The sequence below is a fragment of the Sulfitobacter sp. JL08 genome (assembly GCF_003352045.1).
Taxonomy (GTDB): Bacteria; Pseudomonadota; Alphaproteobacteria; order Rhodobacterales; family Rhodobacteraceae; genus JL08.
The window spans coordinates 2,287,769-2,302,171 of record NZ_CP025815.1; the positions used below are offsets into that span (position 1 = coordinate 2,287,769).

Here is a 14,403-nt window from a genome sequence, read left to right on the forward strand (position 1 = left end):
TCGTGTCATGCTAGCGCCACCACTGTTCCACCCGCCGCGATGCCCCGCGCTTCGGCGAGGGTGTCAGACCAGATGTCGAGCGCCGCGCGGCGCTGGTCGAGCATTTCGCTGCGCTGATAAATCCGCATGACTGTGGACTGTGTCCCCGCCGCGGCGTGGTTCAGGCAACGGTCCGCGACGACCGCATCGACGCCCCGATCCTTACAGATCGTGGCGAAGGATCGGCGGAAGTCGTGGAAGACCCACCCGCGCACGCCGCACGCCTTATCCAGACGCGACTTGAAGCGGCTCCACCCATTGTAGGGGCCGTTGCGACCGGGAAAAACTAGGCCAGCGCCCTGCCCCTGCGAGATTGCTGCCAGAGCCTCTGCGTTCAGTGGGATCAGGTGGACGCGGTTCGACTTGTTCCGATCCGGCGGCAGCGTCCAGAGATCGCCCTCAACCTCCGACACCTGCATCCCTGCCACCTCGTTCAATCGACCTGCCGTGGCAATCAGTGTGCGGATCACCAAAGCCGGGCTGTCAGGACCCATTTCATCTAGCGCAACCAGTATTTTCCCCATTTCGATCACCGACAATGTGCGGTCTCTCTTGTTGGTCTGGCTGACCTTCACACCCACTAGCAGGTCATCGCCATACCCACGCGCCGCGATCCAGCCCCAAAACGGTTTGGCATACCGGACGGCCTGATCCGCGGCGCTGGGCGCAGCCTCCCGCCGCGCATCCACGCACTCAATCACGTCGGGCTTGGTCATGTCGGCAAGGCTCACCAGCAAAATTTTGGCGAAGACCCGCCTCAGAACACTCTCCGCATGATCGCCCGACCGCAGGGTGGCGAGGTGCGCCTTGGCGTACATATCCAGCGCCTCCTTGACAGTCTTCGCCTCGCGGCGCTTGGCCTTCTCCTGCCGCTTCGCCTCCCGATCTGCGAGGGGATCACCCCCTGCGGCGCTCTTGAGCGCAGTCGCGCCCACCAGAGCCTCTGCAGCTTTTCGAGCGCCAGACACCGTCAGACCGGGCCAGCGGCCCAATGTGTCGCGAATTCGCTTGCCATCGACGCGACGGCGCAGATACCAACTGCCGCCGCGCTGGTTGCCCATCATCTCTAGACCGGGATGATCTGGGTCTCTCCACGTCCCGCGCCCCTCCGCCGGTAATGCGTCCCGTATCTTCTTCTGAGTTATCATGACCGTCTCCGCAACTGTGTCCCAACGTGCGTCCCAAACCTGGACGCACTCGCCAACTCCCGCCAACTTCCGCCGCCCTACGCAGATGAGAGCAATCAATTGGCATTTAGTGGTTAGCGCCCATATTATACGTGATTTTGAAGTTGCGCTAGGTTACGTTGGGACACGCCTGTTTGCGGGATGCGTGAGGTTAGATAGTTGACTGTTAATCAATTGGTCGTAGGTTCGATCCCTACCGCCGGAGCCAAAATCTCTTAAAGAGATCAAAGAGTTACAAAGCCGCCCTCCGGGGCGGCTTTTGTTTTCTGCAACATCTCTGCAACATGGCAATATTTGCTTTCGCCAATACGGGGCCCCGTCGCGTCAAACCGCTAGACGACAGCGGTCCTGGTTACTCAAGGGCCAGCACTTGCACGTTTGATACGCAGTGAATGGCAAGAAACCTCGAGACCAGCCACTCGTGCGAAGTGCAGAGAACGGCTGGAGAGAGCCCAAAGTGCATAATGCTGCGGTCGGGATCAACTAGCGCAAACAGTTACTAAGCTGCCATTCAAATTTGCCAACCAACGGTATGTGAATGAGAGATGGCCTTCCGTCTAATCCCCTTAATAGCCTCGCTCGGTGGCAAAGAACTTGAGGCAGGGAAAGTTCGCTTTCGATACCAGATGCCCAAGACCCAAGCGAGATGGACATTGAGCATAAAGGCGAAACACGGCGTTTTGCCCGGCTCTCCGACGCCGAATGCGGGAAGGTCGATCCTTAGATGCAAATGAACCCTTGACCATTTTCAGAATTGGCATTAGATGAAACGAAATGACGTTTTGCTCAGTGAAACGTAAGAATAAAGGGAACTGGTCGCTCATGTCGCAGACCCACAAGCCAACCAACAGTTAGGGAGGAGCCTGACACGATGAAAGATAACGTAAAATTGACGCTCACCATGGGCCTCGTAGCCGGTAGTCTGGCCATTGCTGCGCCAGCCTACGCAGAAGGCGAAGTGGTGTTTGCGTCCTGGGGTGGATCATTTCAGGATGCTTTACGCTCAGCAATGCTAGAACCTGCCGCCAGCACATTGGGCGTCACGGTCAAGGAAGACACGACAAACGGCATTCAGGACGTGCGCGCACAGATCACAGCGGGTGCTGTCGCTTGGGATGTAACAGAGCAGGACTTGCCCTCGTGCGAAACACTCAGCCGAGAAGGCAAACTTGAGCCGATTGATTATTCGATCGTTGACACAACGGGTATCCCTGAAGAGCTGATCCATGAAAACTACATCGGCTTCATCAACTTCACCAAAGTGATTGCTTATCGCACCGACGCCTTTGACGGAGCCGGACCATCCAACTGGGCCGAGTTCTGGGATCTGGAAAACTTCCCCGGCAATCGCGGCATGCACGGCAAGGTGAACTACAACCTTGAGGCTGCCTTAATGGCCGATGGTGTGCCTATGGCGGAAGTCTACGATGTGTTGGCCACGGATGAGGGCATGGCGCGCGCCTGGGCCAAACTGGGAGAAATCGCACCCGAAGTCACCGTTTGGTATCGTGGCGGTTCTCAGTCTGCACAATTGTTGCGTGATGGTGAGGTGGACGTGATCCATATGGGCCATAACCGCGTGGAGAGTGTGATCGAGTCCGGCATTGATGTCGCCTATGCATTCGATGGTGGCACGATGGATGTCGATTGCCTGCTGGTGCCCAAAGGCGCGCCAAACGTCGAGAATGCGATGCGCCTGATCAATGAATTGCTCAGTGCCGAAGCGCAGGCGCGGTTGGCGGTTACGATGCCGCTGGGCCCGGTGAACACGGGTGCATTCGACACCGGCATTATCTCGGGAGAGCAGGCTTTGTCGGTCAACACGCATCCCAGCAACTACGACAAGCAGCTTCTGGTCGACCCGAACTTTTACATCGGCCAGCTGGGTGAGTTGACTGAAGAGTTTGACACGCTGATCCAGCAGTAAACCAATTGGGCGCAGCGCAATGTGCACTGCGCCCATTTTCAAGTTAGGAGCCAGCATGTCCTCTGCCAACCAATCCCTTCCCATCGATATATCCAGCCTCAGCAAGGCCTATGGAGCGGTCAAAGCACTTGATGATGTGTCGCTGAATATTGCTGCAGGCGAATTCCTGACATTGCTTGGGCCATCGGGCTCGGGCAAAACGACACTCCTGATGGCACTGGCCGGATTTGTACGCCCTGATGGCGGGTCGATCCGGTTCGGCGATCGCGAAATGATCGCGACACCGCCGCATAAACGCGGCCTTGGCATGGTCTTTCAAAGCTATGCGTTGTTTCCATTCATGACCGTGGCTGAGAACGTCGCCTACCCACTGAAAATCCGTGGCGTTTCCAAAAGCGATCAAAAGACCCGCGCCGAGCGTGCGCTGGATACCGTACAGCTTGGCGGCTATGGGGATCGGCGCATCACCCAAATGTCTGGCGGCCAACGACAGCGCGTGGCTCTGGCCCGCGCCATGGTTTTCGAGCCGCAGATCATCCTGATGGATGAGCCTCTGTCCGCGCTCGACAAAAAACTGCGCGAACATATGCAGATTGAATTGAAGGCGCTCCATCAAAAATTGGATGCGACCGTAGTATATGTAACCCACGACCAACGCGAAGCCCTGACGATGTCAGACAGGATTGCAGTGGTCAATCATGGGCGGATCGAGCAGGTAGAGACACCTGAGCGGCTGTATCGCCAGCCTCACAGTTTCTTTGTGGCGGATTTTGTCGGTGAATCCATGTCGGCACCAGTGAAGGTGGCCAACGATCGGGCGCACCTTGGCGAAAGTTTGCTGAAATCTGATTTGCCCATTGCACAGGGAAGTGGTGGTCATCGCTTGGTTATCCGGCCTGAGTTGCTGGAGGTCACCTCAGGTGCTGTGCCTGAAACTGCCAATGATTTATCCGGCCGGGTCAACGACATCATTTATCAAGGCGACAGTGTGCTGGTTATCGTTCAGAACGACAACGCAGGTGAGATTAACGTACGCGTCCCTGCCAATCGCGCTGGCCAGACTGGGCTGCCTTCCAAGGGAGAGCAAATTGGCCTTGCCCTGCATCCCGAAGACACGATCATCGTACCGGAACATGTATCATGAGCGTCGCTGAGCTCAACGGGGCTGCTCAGACGCTTCAGAACGCAAGTACGCTCAAATCCGAAGAACGCCGTGAAAGCCTGACGTTTTTGGGGCTTTCGATGCCCGCGGTTCTCGCGATTCTAATTGTCGTGTTCCTGCCAATTTTCTGGCTGTCTTCGCTCTCGTTTTACAATGCGGCGGGCGAGCTGAGCATGGAGAACTATGCGCGTATCTTTGAAAGTGCTTTGTATCGGCGGACCTTTGTTGTCACCTTTCAGATCACCATTGCTGTGACGGTGATCTGTGTCCTTCTCGGATATCCGCTGTGTTACTGGCTGACCAAGGTACCGGACAGAACAGCTGCCATTCTGATGGTTTTCGTGCTGGTTCCATTCTGGACGTCGGTTCTGGTGCGTACATACGCATGGCTGGTGCTGTTGCAGCGTAATGGAGTCATAAATTCGTCGCTGATGAAGCTCGGCGTAATCCAGGAACCGCTGCAGCTGGCGCACAACCTCACGGGATCAATCATTGGCATGGTGCATATCATGCTGCCGTTTCTGGTTTTGCCACTTTATGCCACGATGCGTGGCGTTGACACCGACCTCGTCCGGGCGGCCGTTGGGCTGGGGTCCAGTCCGCGTGGGGCATTCTGGCGGGTGTTTTTCCCGATGTCCCTACCGGGCCTTTTTGCCGGTATCGTGCTGGTCTTCATCCTGTCTCTTGGGTTTTTCGTCACACCTGCTTTGCTGGGCGGCGGCAAGGTGCAGATGCTTGCACAGCGGATCGAAAGTACCATCACAGTCTATTCCAATTGGGGTGCGGCATCCGCCTTGGGCGTTGTCCTGCTGCTGCTGGCACTGGCGATGATCTGGCTGATGAACCGTGTCTTCGGCCTCGACAAACTCTTCATGCGCTAAGGATCTGAACATGGAACAAGTTGGACAACGAAAAATAGATGGTCTGTGGCTGATGGTAGTTGGCATTGCGGTGCTGTTCTTTCTGATCCTACCCACGCTTATTGTTATCCCGATGTCGTTTTCGGGTGCCTCATTTCTGGAGTTCCCGCCTACGTCGTTTTCGTTTCGCTGGTACGAGACCTATTTCACTTCCCCGGAATGGATGAGCGCCACGAAGACGTCCCTAATAGCGGCGGTGTTGACCACGGCGATTGCGACGCCTTTAGGCTCACTTTGTGCCTATGGCCTGCATTGTTCCACCCCACGTATCAGGAGCACCGCGCAAATCCTCGTGATCATGCCCATTGTCGTACCGGTGATCCTGATCGCCGTAGGCGTGTTCAGCCTTTATGCAAAGCTGGGGCTCAATTACACGCTTACCGGAATTGTGATCGCCCATACCGCACTGGCGTTGCCCTTTGTGATCGTGACCGTGATGTCGGGCTTGCAAAATTATGATTTCGATCAGGAATTGGCAGCGCGTAGCCTTGGGGCATCGCGGGCATATGCGTTGTGGACGGTGACCGTTCCGCAAGTCAAATTCTCGATCCAGACAGGGGCCTTTCTGGCCTTCATCACGTCGCTAGACGAGGTGGTGATTTCGATGCTGGTCTCGGGCGGGGAAAATGCGACAATTACCCGCCGCATGTTCAACTCCCTGCGCGATCAGCTTGATCCGACCATTGCAGCAATCTCTACCTGCCTGATTGTCGTGTCGGTTGGGATGCTTATCGGCGTTCAGTTGATTGGCCGCAGCAAGAATGCTGACAAATGATGCGTTCCTTATCTTTCGCCAAACTTAACCCGGATCTGGCGGACGGCATCAAGAACTGCAGTGCGATAGCCTTCGACAACGGTTTCGCTGAAGCGAACGCGCAATCCCGACAGGCTCACAGCCCCCAGCAACTCGCCTTCAAGCCCAAGAACCGGAGCAGACAATCCAGCGACGTCCGGATCACGTTCACCAAGGCTGAGGTAATACCCAGCCTTTCGGATGTTGGTGGCCTGTTTGCCTTGCCGAATAGTATAGGCATCCAGCACCCGGCCCGACGAGCCAATGCTCAGCGGAATGATATCGCCCTCTTCGACATGATCCCGCGCAAGCCTGTGCGAATTGACACGGTAGAGGCAAACGCCGGAGTTGCCGCGTTGCACGTAAAACGAGGCGCTTTCCCCCGTTGCATTCACCATGTTCGCCAGCACCGGGCGCACAATAGGCCCCATGCGCAGGTTCTGACGAAACACGGACCCCAGACGCCACAACGACGGCCCGAGGTGAAACAAGCCTTCGGCGTCCCGCGTGATATGGCCAAACTTTTCAAGCGAAACACTCAGACGCAGGATTGTCGCTTTGTTGACACCACTGCGATCCGCGACCTCTTTCAAAGACAGCCCCGCATCACCGGGCTTAAAGCTGTCCAGCACACGCAATGCGCGTTCAACCGCTTCGACACCACCTGTTGTGTCCGGGGTTCGGGGCTTGTCAGTCATCGGCAGACCTTTCGACGCAAATTCGTCACTTTTTATAGCTGGTTTGAACGCAATTGGAAATCGCAAATAATGAAGGCATCTGGCAATGATTAGTGCGCAGAAACAAATGATAACAACCGGTTATGCCGGCCTGCCATTTGGCAAGGTTTCGCAATGCGATGCAGGATCTGTCGGGCTTTTGGGTGTTCCAAGCGAAGTCGATAGCGGGCCGCGTTACGGCGCCTCCCTGGCACCGGATGCGCTGCGCAAGATGACCGGGCAGCTTGGGACTAGCCTGCCTGTAAATGGTCGGGATCTGGGAAATCTGGACCTGTCCGGTGATTGGTTGGGCGTATTAATGCAGCTTGTGACACAAATGGCGGATCGCGACGTTGTGCCAGTTGTCCTGGGAGGCGCGTCTGATGTTGCCTCGGCTGTACTGGCGGCCTTTCCGGACCGGCCCGTCGTCGCGGCCATGCCACTGGCTCGACGTGATCTCATAGAACGCCCGTCAAACACGACCTGGGTGGGTTTGAACGGCGAGCAACCTGCCGACGTTTGGGATCAGATCAGCCAGCGCATGATGGATTGGCGTACCGCCCGGCAGTTGGATGAGGTGCAGGCCAACACTCTTGATGTACCCGAGCGCGCCGTTCTCTGGATCGACTTATCGGTCATTGATCTGGGGCATGCAGCCGGTGCTGTCGGCCTCAATCCCGGCGGGATGAAACCCGAAACGTTGGTTTCCGTCATCGGCGCAATGTCCTCCAGTTGGCATGCCATTGTGATAACCGGCCTTGCGCCTGCCCTCGACACGCGGGGCATGTCGGAATTGGCGGCCATCGAAACCCTGAACGCGGCATTGCGTCATGGGTGATGCGGCGCAAATTCAGTTTGACACGATCCCCAGTTTTCTGGGCGTGCCTGTTGGCGATCTAGAAGACCTCGTGCCTGGGCAGGTCGCGATAGCAGGGTATTTTTGTGACAACCTCAGCCGACCAGCAGCAGAGCAACGCTATCTCGCAAGGCAGCTGCGATATGCCTCCGGGCACGGAAAAGCCCCCGCAAATGCCATTGACCTGGGGGATGTGAATGTATTTCCGCTTGAGCCGGACAAGCATTTTTCCGCAGTGGTTTCGCAATGTGTGGCGGTTCTGGAAACCGGTGCGCGACTGGTGCTGGTTGGCGGCGATTCCAGCGGCCTAAAGGCGCTTGGTACCGCTGCACGACAGGTCACAGGGGCGGATGTTCCTGTCATTGAGGTGACCGGGGGCATTGCGGGCAATCTGCCCAACGTACAACCGGTTATCCTGTCTGTGGATTTACAAGAGCTGGCGGCCAATTGGGTGTCGCACCCGCACCGCCTGGCTGGGCTGTCACCCGCACAGATGGCCGCGCAGATTGTCGCCACCCCAGGCAACGTAATCGCCGCAGCAATTTACGGGCTTGCCCCGGCACTGGACAATCGTGGCAGCACGGAAGTCCGCGCCGCACTGGCGATCTTGCGGGAGGTGTCTGACCGCCTTGAGAAAGGAGCAGGCTGATGCCTTTACGTTCAGCCCCATTGCCGCGCATGGCAGGGCATCTGTCGTTCATGCGCGCTCAGACCAAAACAATCAGTGATGTCAGACCCGGCGATCTGGCGGTGCTGGGCGTCCCGTTTGAAGACACCAGCGCACCATTTGCCGGGCAATCCCTGGCGCCGCGCGCCTTGCGCGAAACCTCGGTCTATTTTGGCTGGCATGCAAACCCACAATTCAGCCACCCGGTTGATATTGATGCACGACAAGACATATCGACCGACGGTCTGCATGAGCGGCTCTGTGACCTCGGAGATGTATCGCCGGGGTCCGAGGACGAGATCCACGCGGCGTTGAGGGCGGCAACGCGTCAGATCAGCCGCAACGGTGCCTGTGCCGTAATATTGGGCGGGTCGGATCGCTTGTCGGAGACAGTGCAGAGCGCGCTCCTCAATTGTCAGACTGCGCAGCTTGGCGGTACGCCACATGATGCGCGCGATTTTCATGTAGCGCCCTTGCCGAATGGGAAGGGCACGACCTGCTCTTTGGGTACTACCGCACAGCTCGCAGCGTTTTCCAGGTGGCGAGATGTATCAAAGCCGCTGTTTGTGCGGTTTGATCTGTCCGTGTTTGAAACATCGCTCAGCGCGCTTTGTGATCAGCCCCGGTTGGGGGGCTGCGATCTTGATACAGTGGTGCAATGGCTTGAGCTTTTGGGACAGCACGAGGTCAGCGTCATTATGTTGACTGGCCTGAACCCGAACAGGCCCGGAATGGGCGTGGTGAAGGTTGGCCAACGCCTTATGGTCACGGCCCTTCTGGCATTCATCTACGCGCGTCTTGGATTTGGGATCGATCATCCGAGCAGCCAAACTTCAGAGGAAAATGTACTGACATGACTGCAGCGATTACGACATTCCACCCGCCCTTGGCTCAACCGGGATACCGGCTGTTTGATGGGCCTTTGCGCGACGTGGCCGACGCCCACGCGGACCAGATCGGCGTGGTGGGCATGCCGAGCGACTGGACACATTCCAGCCGTCTTGGCACAAGGTTCGGCCCCGAAGCACTGCGCAGGGCGACAACTCTTCTGCAATCCATACGCCCGCAGGGGCCCAGCATTGATCCTGACACAAGCCGCCGTACTGTGCCTGCAACCGATTGGTTGGTCGACTGCGGAGACGCCGAGATCACAGCGCAAGATGTTGATGCAACGACCGAAGCCATCGCCGCAATGACCGAAGGGCTGACTGTCGCAGGCGCGATTCCACTGGCACTGGGCGGTGATCATTATAACAGTTATCCGGCTTGTCTGGGGTATTCACGCGGGCTGGCCAAACGCGCGCCTGACGCGCGCTTTGGGTATATCCAGATCGACGGTCATCTGGATTTCTCCGACCGGCTGGGCGCATGGGGCAGCCACAATCACGCGACCAATGCCCGCCGGATTTCTGAACTGCCCAACGTTGATGTATCCAATATGGTCTGGATCGGCATCGCGGGCTGGGTTGATGGCGGCGATCTGGACCTGATCGAAAAACAGGGTGGTCGGGTGTTTTCGTCCAGTGACGTGCATGAAATGGGCGCGGCAGAGGTCATGCGCCAGGCGCTTGCTCACGCCATGCAGGGGTGCGACGAACTTTATCTGACCATTGACATTGATGCGATGGACGCCGGTTACCTGCCCGGCACAGGGTCTATCGTGCACAGCGGCGTTACACCTCGTCAGTATTATGATTTGCTGGATGGTTTGGCCGAGGCCCCCTTGGGTGGTTTGGACATTGTCGAGGTCTCACCACCGCTTGATCCCTCAGAGCGCACGGAATTCCTGGCGGCGGAAATGCTGTTCCGGATTCTGCGGCGCTTCCGCACGAGGTCGGTGACAGAACAATGATGGAATATATCGGAACCTGGCAGCTGGGTGGGTTATCACATGCAGGACAGATCCTTGCTCCGGCAACCCGCCCCTGGATCACGGATCTAGCAGCGCTTTGTCCATACGAGGGTCTGCAACCCGGCAACCTCCCGGAATTCGAGCGTGATCCTGACTGGAACAACTGGGCTCTCACAGACAGCCCCCAGGACCCTTCAGAGCGCCTGAACTGGCATGTGTTTCAGCAGGGAGGTACCCGGTATCTGGTGGCCGACCGGATGCTTATGAGCCGCGTCAGCTGGCAAGATCTGGATGATGCCGGCTATGTCTTTGGCACAGAGGTGTCGATTGATGGCAAGCCGTTTCGCTGCCGGTTGCTGACCGGTGGTGATACGCCCCATGATGACCCTTACCTTGGTGCGACCGGGCCCAATGAGTGGGATGCGTTGGTGGGCGGTGGCGGCGCCTTGAGCGCGCCTCAGCCGGACCCGACCAACAGTGCAAAGCCGCTTAGCCCGGATCATCTGAATTCCGCACACAACAAATTGTGGAACTGGTTCGGGGCAGTCAGCTGGACGGTCGAACCTGTCGCCCACCGCGCGGACGGACGGGCATGCCGAGGCTATCATGGCCCAACCTATTTTTACGTCAATACTGTGGACCACCGGCATGAAGATATCGGATGGCGACCCGTTCTTGAGGAAGTTCTATGACTGTCAATCGGTTCCCCAATTATATCGCCGGAACATGGGCCGCTGGCCGCGGTGCCGCGACCAATATCAACCCCTCGGACCTGAACGACACGATTGGCGATTATGCTCAGGCTAGTGCCGACCAGACCGCCCAAGCGATCGAAGCCGCGGCTGCCGCCTTTCCGAAATGGCGCGCGGCATCGCCCCTGATACGATTCGAAGCCCTGGATCGCATCGGGTCGGAAATCCTCGCCCGTGTGGACGAGCTGGGCGACATGCTGGCCCGCGAAGAAGGCAAAACCCTGCCCGAGGCCAAGGCGGAAGCGCATCGCGCCGGACATCTGTTCAAATACTTCGCAGCCGAGGCCTATCGCACGACCGGCGATATCTACCAATCTCTGCGCGAAGGTGTGTCACTCAAGGTTTTGCGCGAGCCAATTGGCGTCGTGGGCGTGATCACACCATGGAATTTCCCGCTGGCTATCCCGGCATGGAAAATTGCGCCCGCTCTGGCCTATGGCAATACGGTCGTGTTCAAACCTGCCGAACTGGTGCCCGGATCGGCTTGGATGTTGTCCGACATCATTGCCCGTGCAGGCCTGCCCGACGGTGTGTTCAACCTTGTGATGGGCAAAGGCCGCGAGGTCGGGGAGGCGATCGTTACACACCCTAAGGTTTCTGGGGTCACGTTCACCGGCTCCACACCTGTTGGACGCAATATGGGGGCAGCGCTGTTCGCCCGCGGGGCCAAAATGCAGCTTGAAATGGGGGGCAAGAACCCATTGATTGTGCTGGATGACGCGGATCTGGATCTGGCGGTTCACTGCGCATTACAGGGCAGCTTTTTCTCAACCGGCCAACGATGCACGGCCTCCTCCCGCCTGATCGTGACTGAGGGAATTCACGACGCATTTGTCGACCGTCTTTGTACGGCAATGAAAGACCTCAGGATCGGTGATGCACGTGCAGCAGATACCCAGATTGGCCCGGTGGCCAGTGAGGCGCAGCTGGCTATCGACAAACGATACGTTTCTCAAGCTGTGGATGACGGCGCGACACTTGCCGCAGGTGGCGGTGAAGTCGAATCCAAAACGCCCGGACATTACTTTGCTCCAGCCCTGTTTACGGATGTGTCCCCACAGGCCGCAGTGGCCCGTGACGAGATCTTTGGCCCAATCGCTGCCGTGTTGCGCGTACCGGATTATGACGCCGCCCTTGCCACCGCCAACGACTGCGAATTCGGTTTGTCAGCAGGCATCGTCTCGCGGGATGCCGCCAAGATCGACCATTTCTCGCAGAACGCCGAGGCAGGCATGATACAGGTCAACCTGCCCACGGCAGGCATGGATTTCCACGCGCCATTTACCGGCCGAAAAGGATCATCCTATGGCGCTCCGGAAAAAGGCAGCTATTGCCGCGAGTTTTTCACTGCAGCCAAGGTTGTACACGAGGGGCGCGGACAATGACGCAGGCACCTTTGAAGGGCATTCGCATTCTTGATCTGACCAATGTGCTGGCCGGTCCGTTCTGCTGCCATCAACTGGCGCATATGGGTGCCGACGTGATCAAGGTCGAAACACCGGGCACCGGTGATCTTGCGCGCCAGCTTGGGGCTGATCCCGCGCGCAACGCCGATCTGATGGGCGTATCCTTTCTGGCGCAAAATCCTGGCAAACGGTCAATCACCCTGAATCTGAAATCTGCATCCGGAAAACGTATCCTGAAGGAGTTGGTGCAAAAGGCCGATGTCCTGGTCGAGAATTTCCGTCCCGGGGTGATGGCACGCTTGAACCTTGACTATGATACGCTGGCCCGCGAAAACCCCCGTCTTGTCTATTGTGCTATCTCCGGGTTCGGTCAGGATGGCCCGCTGGCGAAACTGCCCGCTTATGACCAGATCGTACAGGGAATGAGTGGCGTGATGTCGATCACTGGCGATGCCAACACCGCCCCCTACCGGGTGGGCTACCCGATGGCCGACACCATCGGAGGTATGACGGCTGCCTTTGCCGTTGCAGCGGCCCTGGCCAATAAGGCCGAAGATCGCGGCACTTTTATTGACGTCTCAATGCTGGAAGCCGTGATTGCAACAATGGGCTGGGTGGTCTCGAACCATCTGATCGCCAGCAAGACACCTACCCCGAACGGCAATGATAATTTCACCTCCAGCCCGTCCGGCACATTCAAAACCGCTGATGGAGTGATGAACATCGCCGCCAACAAACAAGAACAGTTCGAGGCCCTTTGCGAGATCATCGGCAACCCGGCCCTGGCGCAGGATCCACGCTTTGTCGACCGAAAGAGCCGACTGGCCAATCGATCCGCCCTGACCGCCGAACTGGAGGCGGCCTTTGCCACGGCCCCCACCCATGAGTGGGTTGAAAGACTGACGGTGCAGGGCGTTCCCACAGGGCCGGTCTGGTCAGTGCCCGAAGCGCTGGCGCATCCGCAACTTGCCGACCGGGGCCTCCTGCAAACCCACCGCATTGGCGAGCAGGATCTACAACTTGTCGGGATCGGTGCCAAGCTTGATGGCGTGGCCCCTAGCGTCGGTTCTCCACCCCCTGCATTGGGCGCACATACAAACGATATCCTGAGCGAACTTGGCTATGACAAAGCCCAGATCTCGGGCCTAAAAAAGGAAGGCGCGATATGACGGCCCCCTCAGAGCCCAAAGATGCCGATGACATGCGCCACTGGTGGCGCACCGCAATTATCGACATGGCTCCAGGACGGATCGCCTTTCGCGGCCACCCAATCCAGGACCTTATAGGTTCCGTTAGCTTTGCTCAGATGATCTGGCTCATGGTGCGGGGCGATATGCCCACGCCAGAACAGGCGGCGCTTTTTGAATGTGCGCTGGTGGCGGGCGTGGATCATGGTCCACAAGCGCCTTCGATTGCTGCCGCACGTATGGCCGCGACCTGCGGGCTGGGGCTCAACAATGTCATAGCCACCGGGGTCAACATGCTGGGTGACGTGCATGGCGGCGCCGGTGAACAATGCGCCGAACTTTATTTTGACATTGCCAAACGGATCGATGACGGCGCTGAGCAGGACGCTGCCGTCAGCGACGGTATCGCCGCCTGGCGTGAGGAATATGGCAAGATTGTCTCGGGCTTTGGCCACCGTTTCCACAAGCCCGTCGATCCCCGCGCACCGCGGTTGATGGCGTTGGTACGCGAGGCCGCAAAGTCGGGTACAGTAGATGGGCGGTTTGCCGACATCGGTGAAGCGGTTCAGGCGGAAATCGGACGCAAGCGCGGTACTGAGATTGCGATGAATATCGATGGGGCCACGGCTGTTATCTTTTGCGAACTGGGTTTTCCACCCCCGCTCTCTCGTGGACTGTTCTGCCTCGCGCGCTCGGTCGGCGTCTTGTCTCATGGCTGGGAACAGATGCAGCAGGGCGGCCGGAACAAAGGGCCAATGCCACCGCGCTATCTGCCAGAATACGTTGGCGTCAAATCGGAGAGCTAATCCGGTGAAACCTCTGAAAACCGGAGTTATCAGTTGCGATCAGATCAGCGACATCTATTTCAAAACACAGGTAAAATATGACGGGGCTGAGGGTGTGGCCTGAGCCAGTCTCGCACTGCGGATAAAGGTGCAT

At 57.9% G+C, this 14,403-nt stretch carries 14 protein-coding genes; 12 read left to right on the forward strand and 2 right to left on the reverse strand.

Annotated features, from left to right (window positions below; genetic code table 11):
- Window positions 1–5: 5 nt before the first annotated feature.
- Window positions 6–1,187 (reverse strand): tyrosine-type recombinase/integrase, encoded by a 1,182-nt coding sequence (locus C1J05_RS11270; protein WP_368073704.1) that lies wholly within the window; start codon window positions 1,185–1,187, stop codon window positions 6–8.
- 910 nt (window positions 1,188–2,097) lie between these two features.
- Between C1J05_RS11270 and C1J05_RS11275 the strand changes: the two genes are divergently transcribed.
- From C1J05_RS11275 to C1J05_RS11290, 4 genes are read left to right on the forward strand one after another with little or no spacing between them, the layout of a single operon-like run.
- The gene (locus C1J05_RS11275) at window positions 2,098–3,153 is read left to right on the forward strand and encodes an ABC transporter substrate-binding protein (protein ID WP_097803160.1); all 1,056 of its coding nucleotides are present in this window, start codon (window positions 2,098–2,100) and stop codon (window positions 3,151–3,153) included.
- A gap of 55 nt (window positions 3,154–3,208) precedes the next feature.
- On the forward strand, window positions 3,209–4,297 hold the full coding sequence (locus tag C1J05_RS11280) for an ABC transporter ATP-binding protein (protein ID WP_114870331.1): 1,089 nt from the start codon (window positions 3,209–3,211) through the stop codon (window positions 4,295–4,297).
- Window positions 4,294–5,196 (forward strand): ABC transporter permease, encoded by a 903-nt coding sequence (locus tag C1J05_RS11285; protein WP_097803162.1) that lies wholly within the window; start codon window positions 4,294–4,296, stop codon window positions 5,194–5,196. Before C1J05_RS11280 ends, C1J05_RS11285 begins: the two co-directional genes overlap by 4 nt.
- 10 nt (window positions 5,197–5,206) lie before the next feature.
- Window positions 5,207–6,010, forward strand: a complete 804-nt coding sequence (locus C1J05_RS11290) for an ABC transporter permease (protein ID WP_097803163.1) — start codon at window positions 5,207–5,209, stop codon at window positions 6,008–6,010.
- Window positions 6,011–6,018: 8 nt separating this feature from the next.
- Here C1J05_RS11290 and C1J05_RS11295 read toward each other — a convergent pair whose 3' ends face one another.
- Window positions 6,019–6,726 (reverse strand): IclR family transcriptional regulator, encoded by a 708-nt coding sequence (locus tag C1J05_RS11295; protein ID WP_114870332.1) that lies wholly within the window; start codon window positions 6,724–6,726, stop codon window positions 6,019–6,021.
- Window positions 6,727–6,832: 106 nt separating this feature from the next.
- On the opposite strand from C1J05_RS11295, the gene C1J05_RS11300 reads away from it, so the two are divergent.
- The 8 genes from C1J05_RS11300 to C1J05_RS11335 are packed head-to-tail and all read left to right on the forward strand — an operon-like array spanning window position 6,833 to window position 14,270.
- Window positions 6,833–7,582: an arginase family protein gene (locus tag C1J05_RS11300; protein WP_205388908.1), complete on the forward strand. Its 750-nt coding sequence runs from the start codon at window positions 6,833–6,835 to the stop codon at window positions 7,580–7,582.
- Complete coding sequence (locus C1J05_RS11305) at window positions 7,575–8,249, forward strand: hypothetical protein (RefSeq protein WP_097803166.1); 675 nt, start codon at window positions 7,575–7,577, stop codon at window positions 8,247–8,249. The genes C1J05_RS11300 and C1J05_RS11305 overlap by 8 nt, the downstream gene beginning before the upstream one ends.
- Window positions 8,249–9,124: an arginase family protein gene (locus C1J05_RS11310; RefSeq protein WP_097803167.1), complete on the forward strand. Its 876-nt coding sequence runs from the start codon at window positions 8,249–8,251 to the stop codon at window positions 9,122–9,124. Before C1J05_RS11305 ends, C1J05_RS11310 begins: the two co-directional genes overlap by 1 nt.
- Complete coding sequence (locus tag C1J05_RS11315) at window positions 9,121–10,119, forward strand: agmatinase family protein (RefSeq protein WP_114870334.1); 999 nt, start codon at window positions 9,121–9,123, stop codon at window positions 10,117–10,119. The genes C1J05_RS11310 and C1J05_RS11315 overlap by 4 nt, the downstream gene beginning before the upstream one ends.
- Window positions 10,116–10,811 carry a hypothetical protein gene (locus C1J05_RS11320; protein ID WP_097803169.1) on the forward strand — a complete coding sequence of 232 codons (696 nt, stop codon included), beginning with the start codon at window positions 10,116–10,118 and terminating at the stop codon, window positions 10,809–10,811. Before C1J05_RS11315 ends, C1J05_RS11320 begins: the two co-directional genes overlap by 4 nt.
- On the forward strand, window positions 10,808–12,256 hold the full coding sequence (locus tag C1J05_RS11325) for an aldehyde dehydrogenase family protein (RefSeq protein WP_114870335.1): 1,449 nt from the start codon (window positions 10,808–10,810) through the stop codon (window positions 12,254–12,256). The genes C1J05_RS11320 and C1J05_RS11325 overlap by 4 nt, the downstream gene beginning before the upstream one ends.
- Window positions 12,253–13,446 carry a CaiB/BaiF CoA transferase family protein gene (locus C1J05_RS11330; RefSeq protein WP_114870336.1) on the forward strand — a complete coding sequence of 398 codons (1,194 nt, stop codon included), beginning with the start codon at window positions 12,253–12,255 and terminating at the stop codon, window positions 13,444–13,446. Before C1J05_RS11325 ends, C1J05_RS11330 begins: the two co-directional genes overlap by 4 nt.
- Entirely contained in the window at window positions 13,443–14,270 is an 828-nt protein-coding gene (locus C1J05_RS11335) for a citryl-CoA lyase (RefSeq protein WP_097803172.1), read from the forward strand. The genes C1J05_RS11330 and C1J05_RS11335 overlap by 4 nt, the downstream gene beginning before the upstream one ends.
- The last annotated feature ends 133 nt before the right edge of the window (window positions 14,271–14,403 follow it).

Bases quoted from the DNA above. Each gene is read 5' to 3' on its own strand.
- C1J05_RS11270 (WP_368073704.1), bottom strand. From the start codon at position 1,187: ATGATAACTCAGAAGAAGATACGGGACGCATTACCGGCGGAGGGGCGC.
- C1J05_RS11275 (WP_097803160.1), top strand. From the start codon at position 2,098: ATGAAAGATAACGTAAAATTGACGCTCACCATGGGCCTCGTAGCCGGT.
- C1J05_RS11280 (WP_114870331.1), top strand. From the start codon at position 3,209: ATGTCCTCTGCCAACCAATCCCTTCCCATCGATATATCCAGCCTCAGC.
- C1J05_RS11285 (WP_097803162.1), top strand. From the start codon at position 4,294: ATGAGCGTCGCTGAGCTCAACGGGGCTGCTCAGACGCTTCAGAACGCA.
- C1J05_RS11290 (WP_097803163.1), top strand. From the start codon at position 5,207: ATGGAACAAGTTGGACAACGAAAAATAGATGGTCTGTGGCTGATGGTA.
- C1J05_RS11295 (WP_114870332.1), bottom strand. From the start codon at position 6,726: ATGACTGACAAGCCCCGAACCCCGGACACAACAGGTGGTGTCGAAGCG.
- C1J05_RS11300 (WP_205388908.1), top strand. From the start codon at position 6,833: ATGATAACAACCGGTTATGCCGGCCTGCCATTTGGCAAGGTTTCGCAA.
- C1J05_RS11305 (WP_097803166.1), top strand. From the start codon at position 7,575: ATGGGTGATGCGGCGCAAATTCAGTTTGACACGATCCCCAGTTTTCTG.
- C1J05_RS11310 (WP_097803167.1), top strand. From the start codon at position 8,249: ATGCCTTTACGTTCAGCCCCATTGCCGCGCATGGCAGGGCATCTGTCG.
- C1J05_RS11315 (WP_114870334.1), top strand. From the start codon at position 9,121: ATGACTGCAGCGATTACGACATTCCACCCGCCCTTGGCTCAACCGGGA.
- C1J05_RS11320 (WP_097803169.1), top strand. From the start codon at position 10,116: ATGATGGAATATATCGGAACCTGGCAGCTGGGTGGGTTATCACATGCA.
- C1J05_RS11325 (WP_114870335.1), top strand. From the start codon at position 10,808: ATGACTGTCAATCGGTTCCCCAATTATATCGCCGGAACATGGGCCGCT.
- C1J05_RS11330 (WP_114870336.1), top strand. From the start codon at position 12,253: ATGACGCAGGCACCTTTGAAGGGCATTCGCATTCTTGATCTGACCAAT.
- C1J05_RS11335 (WP_097803172.1), top strand. From the start codon at position 13,443: ATGACGGCCCCCTCAGAGCCCAAAGATGCCGATGACATGCGCCACTGG.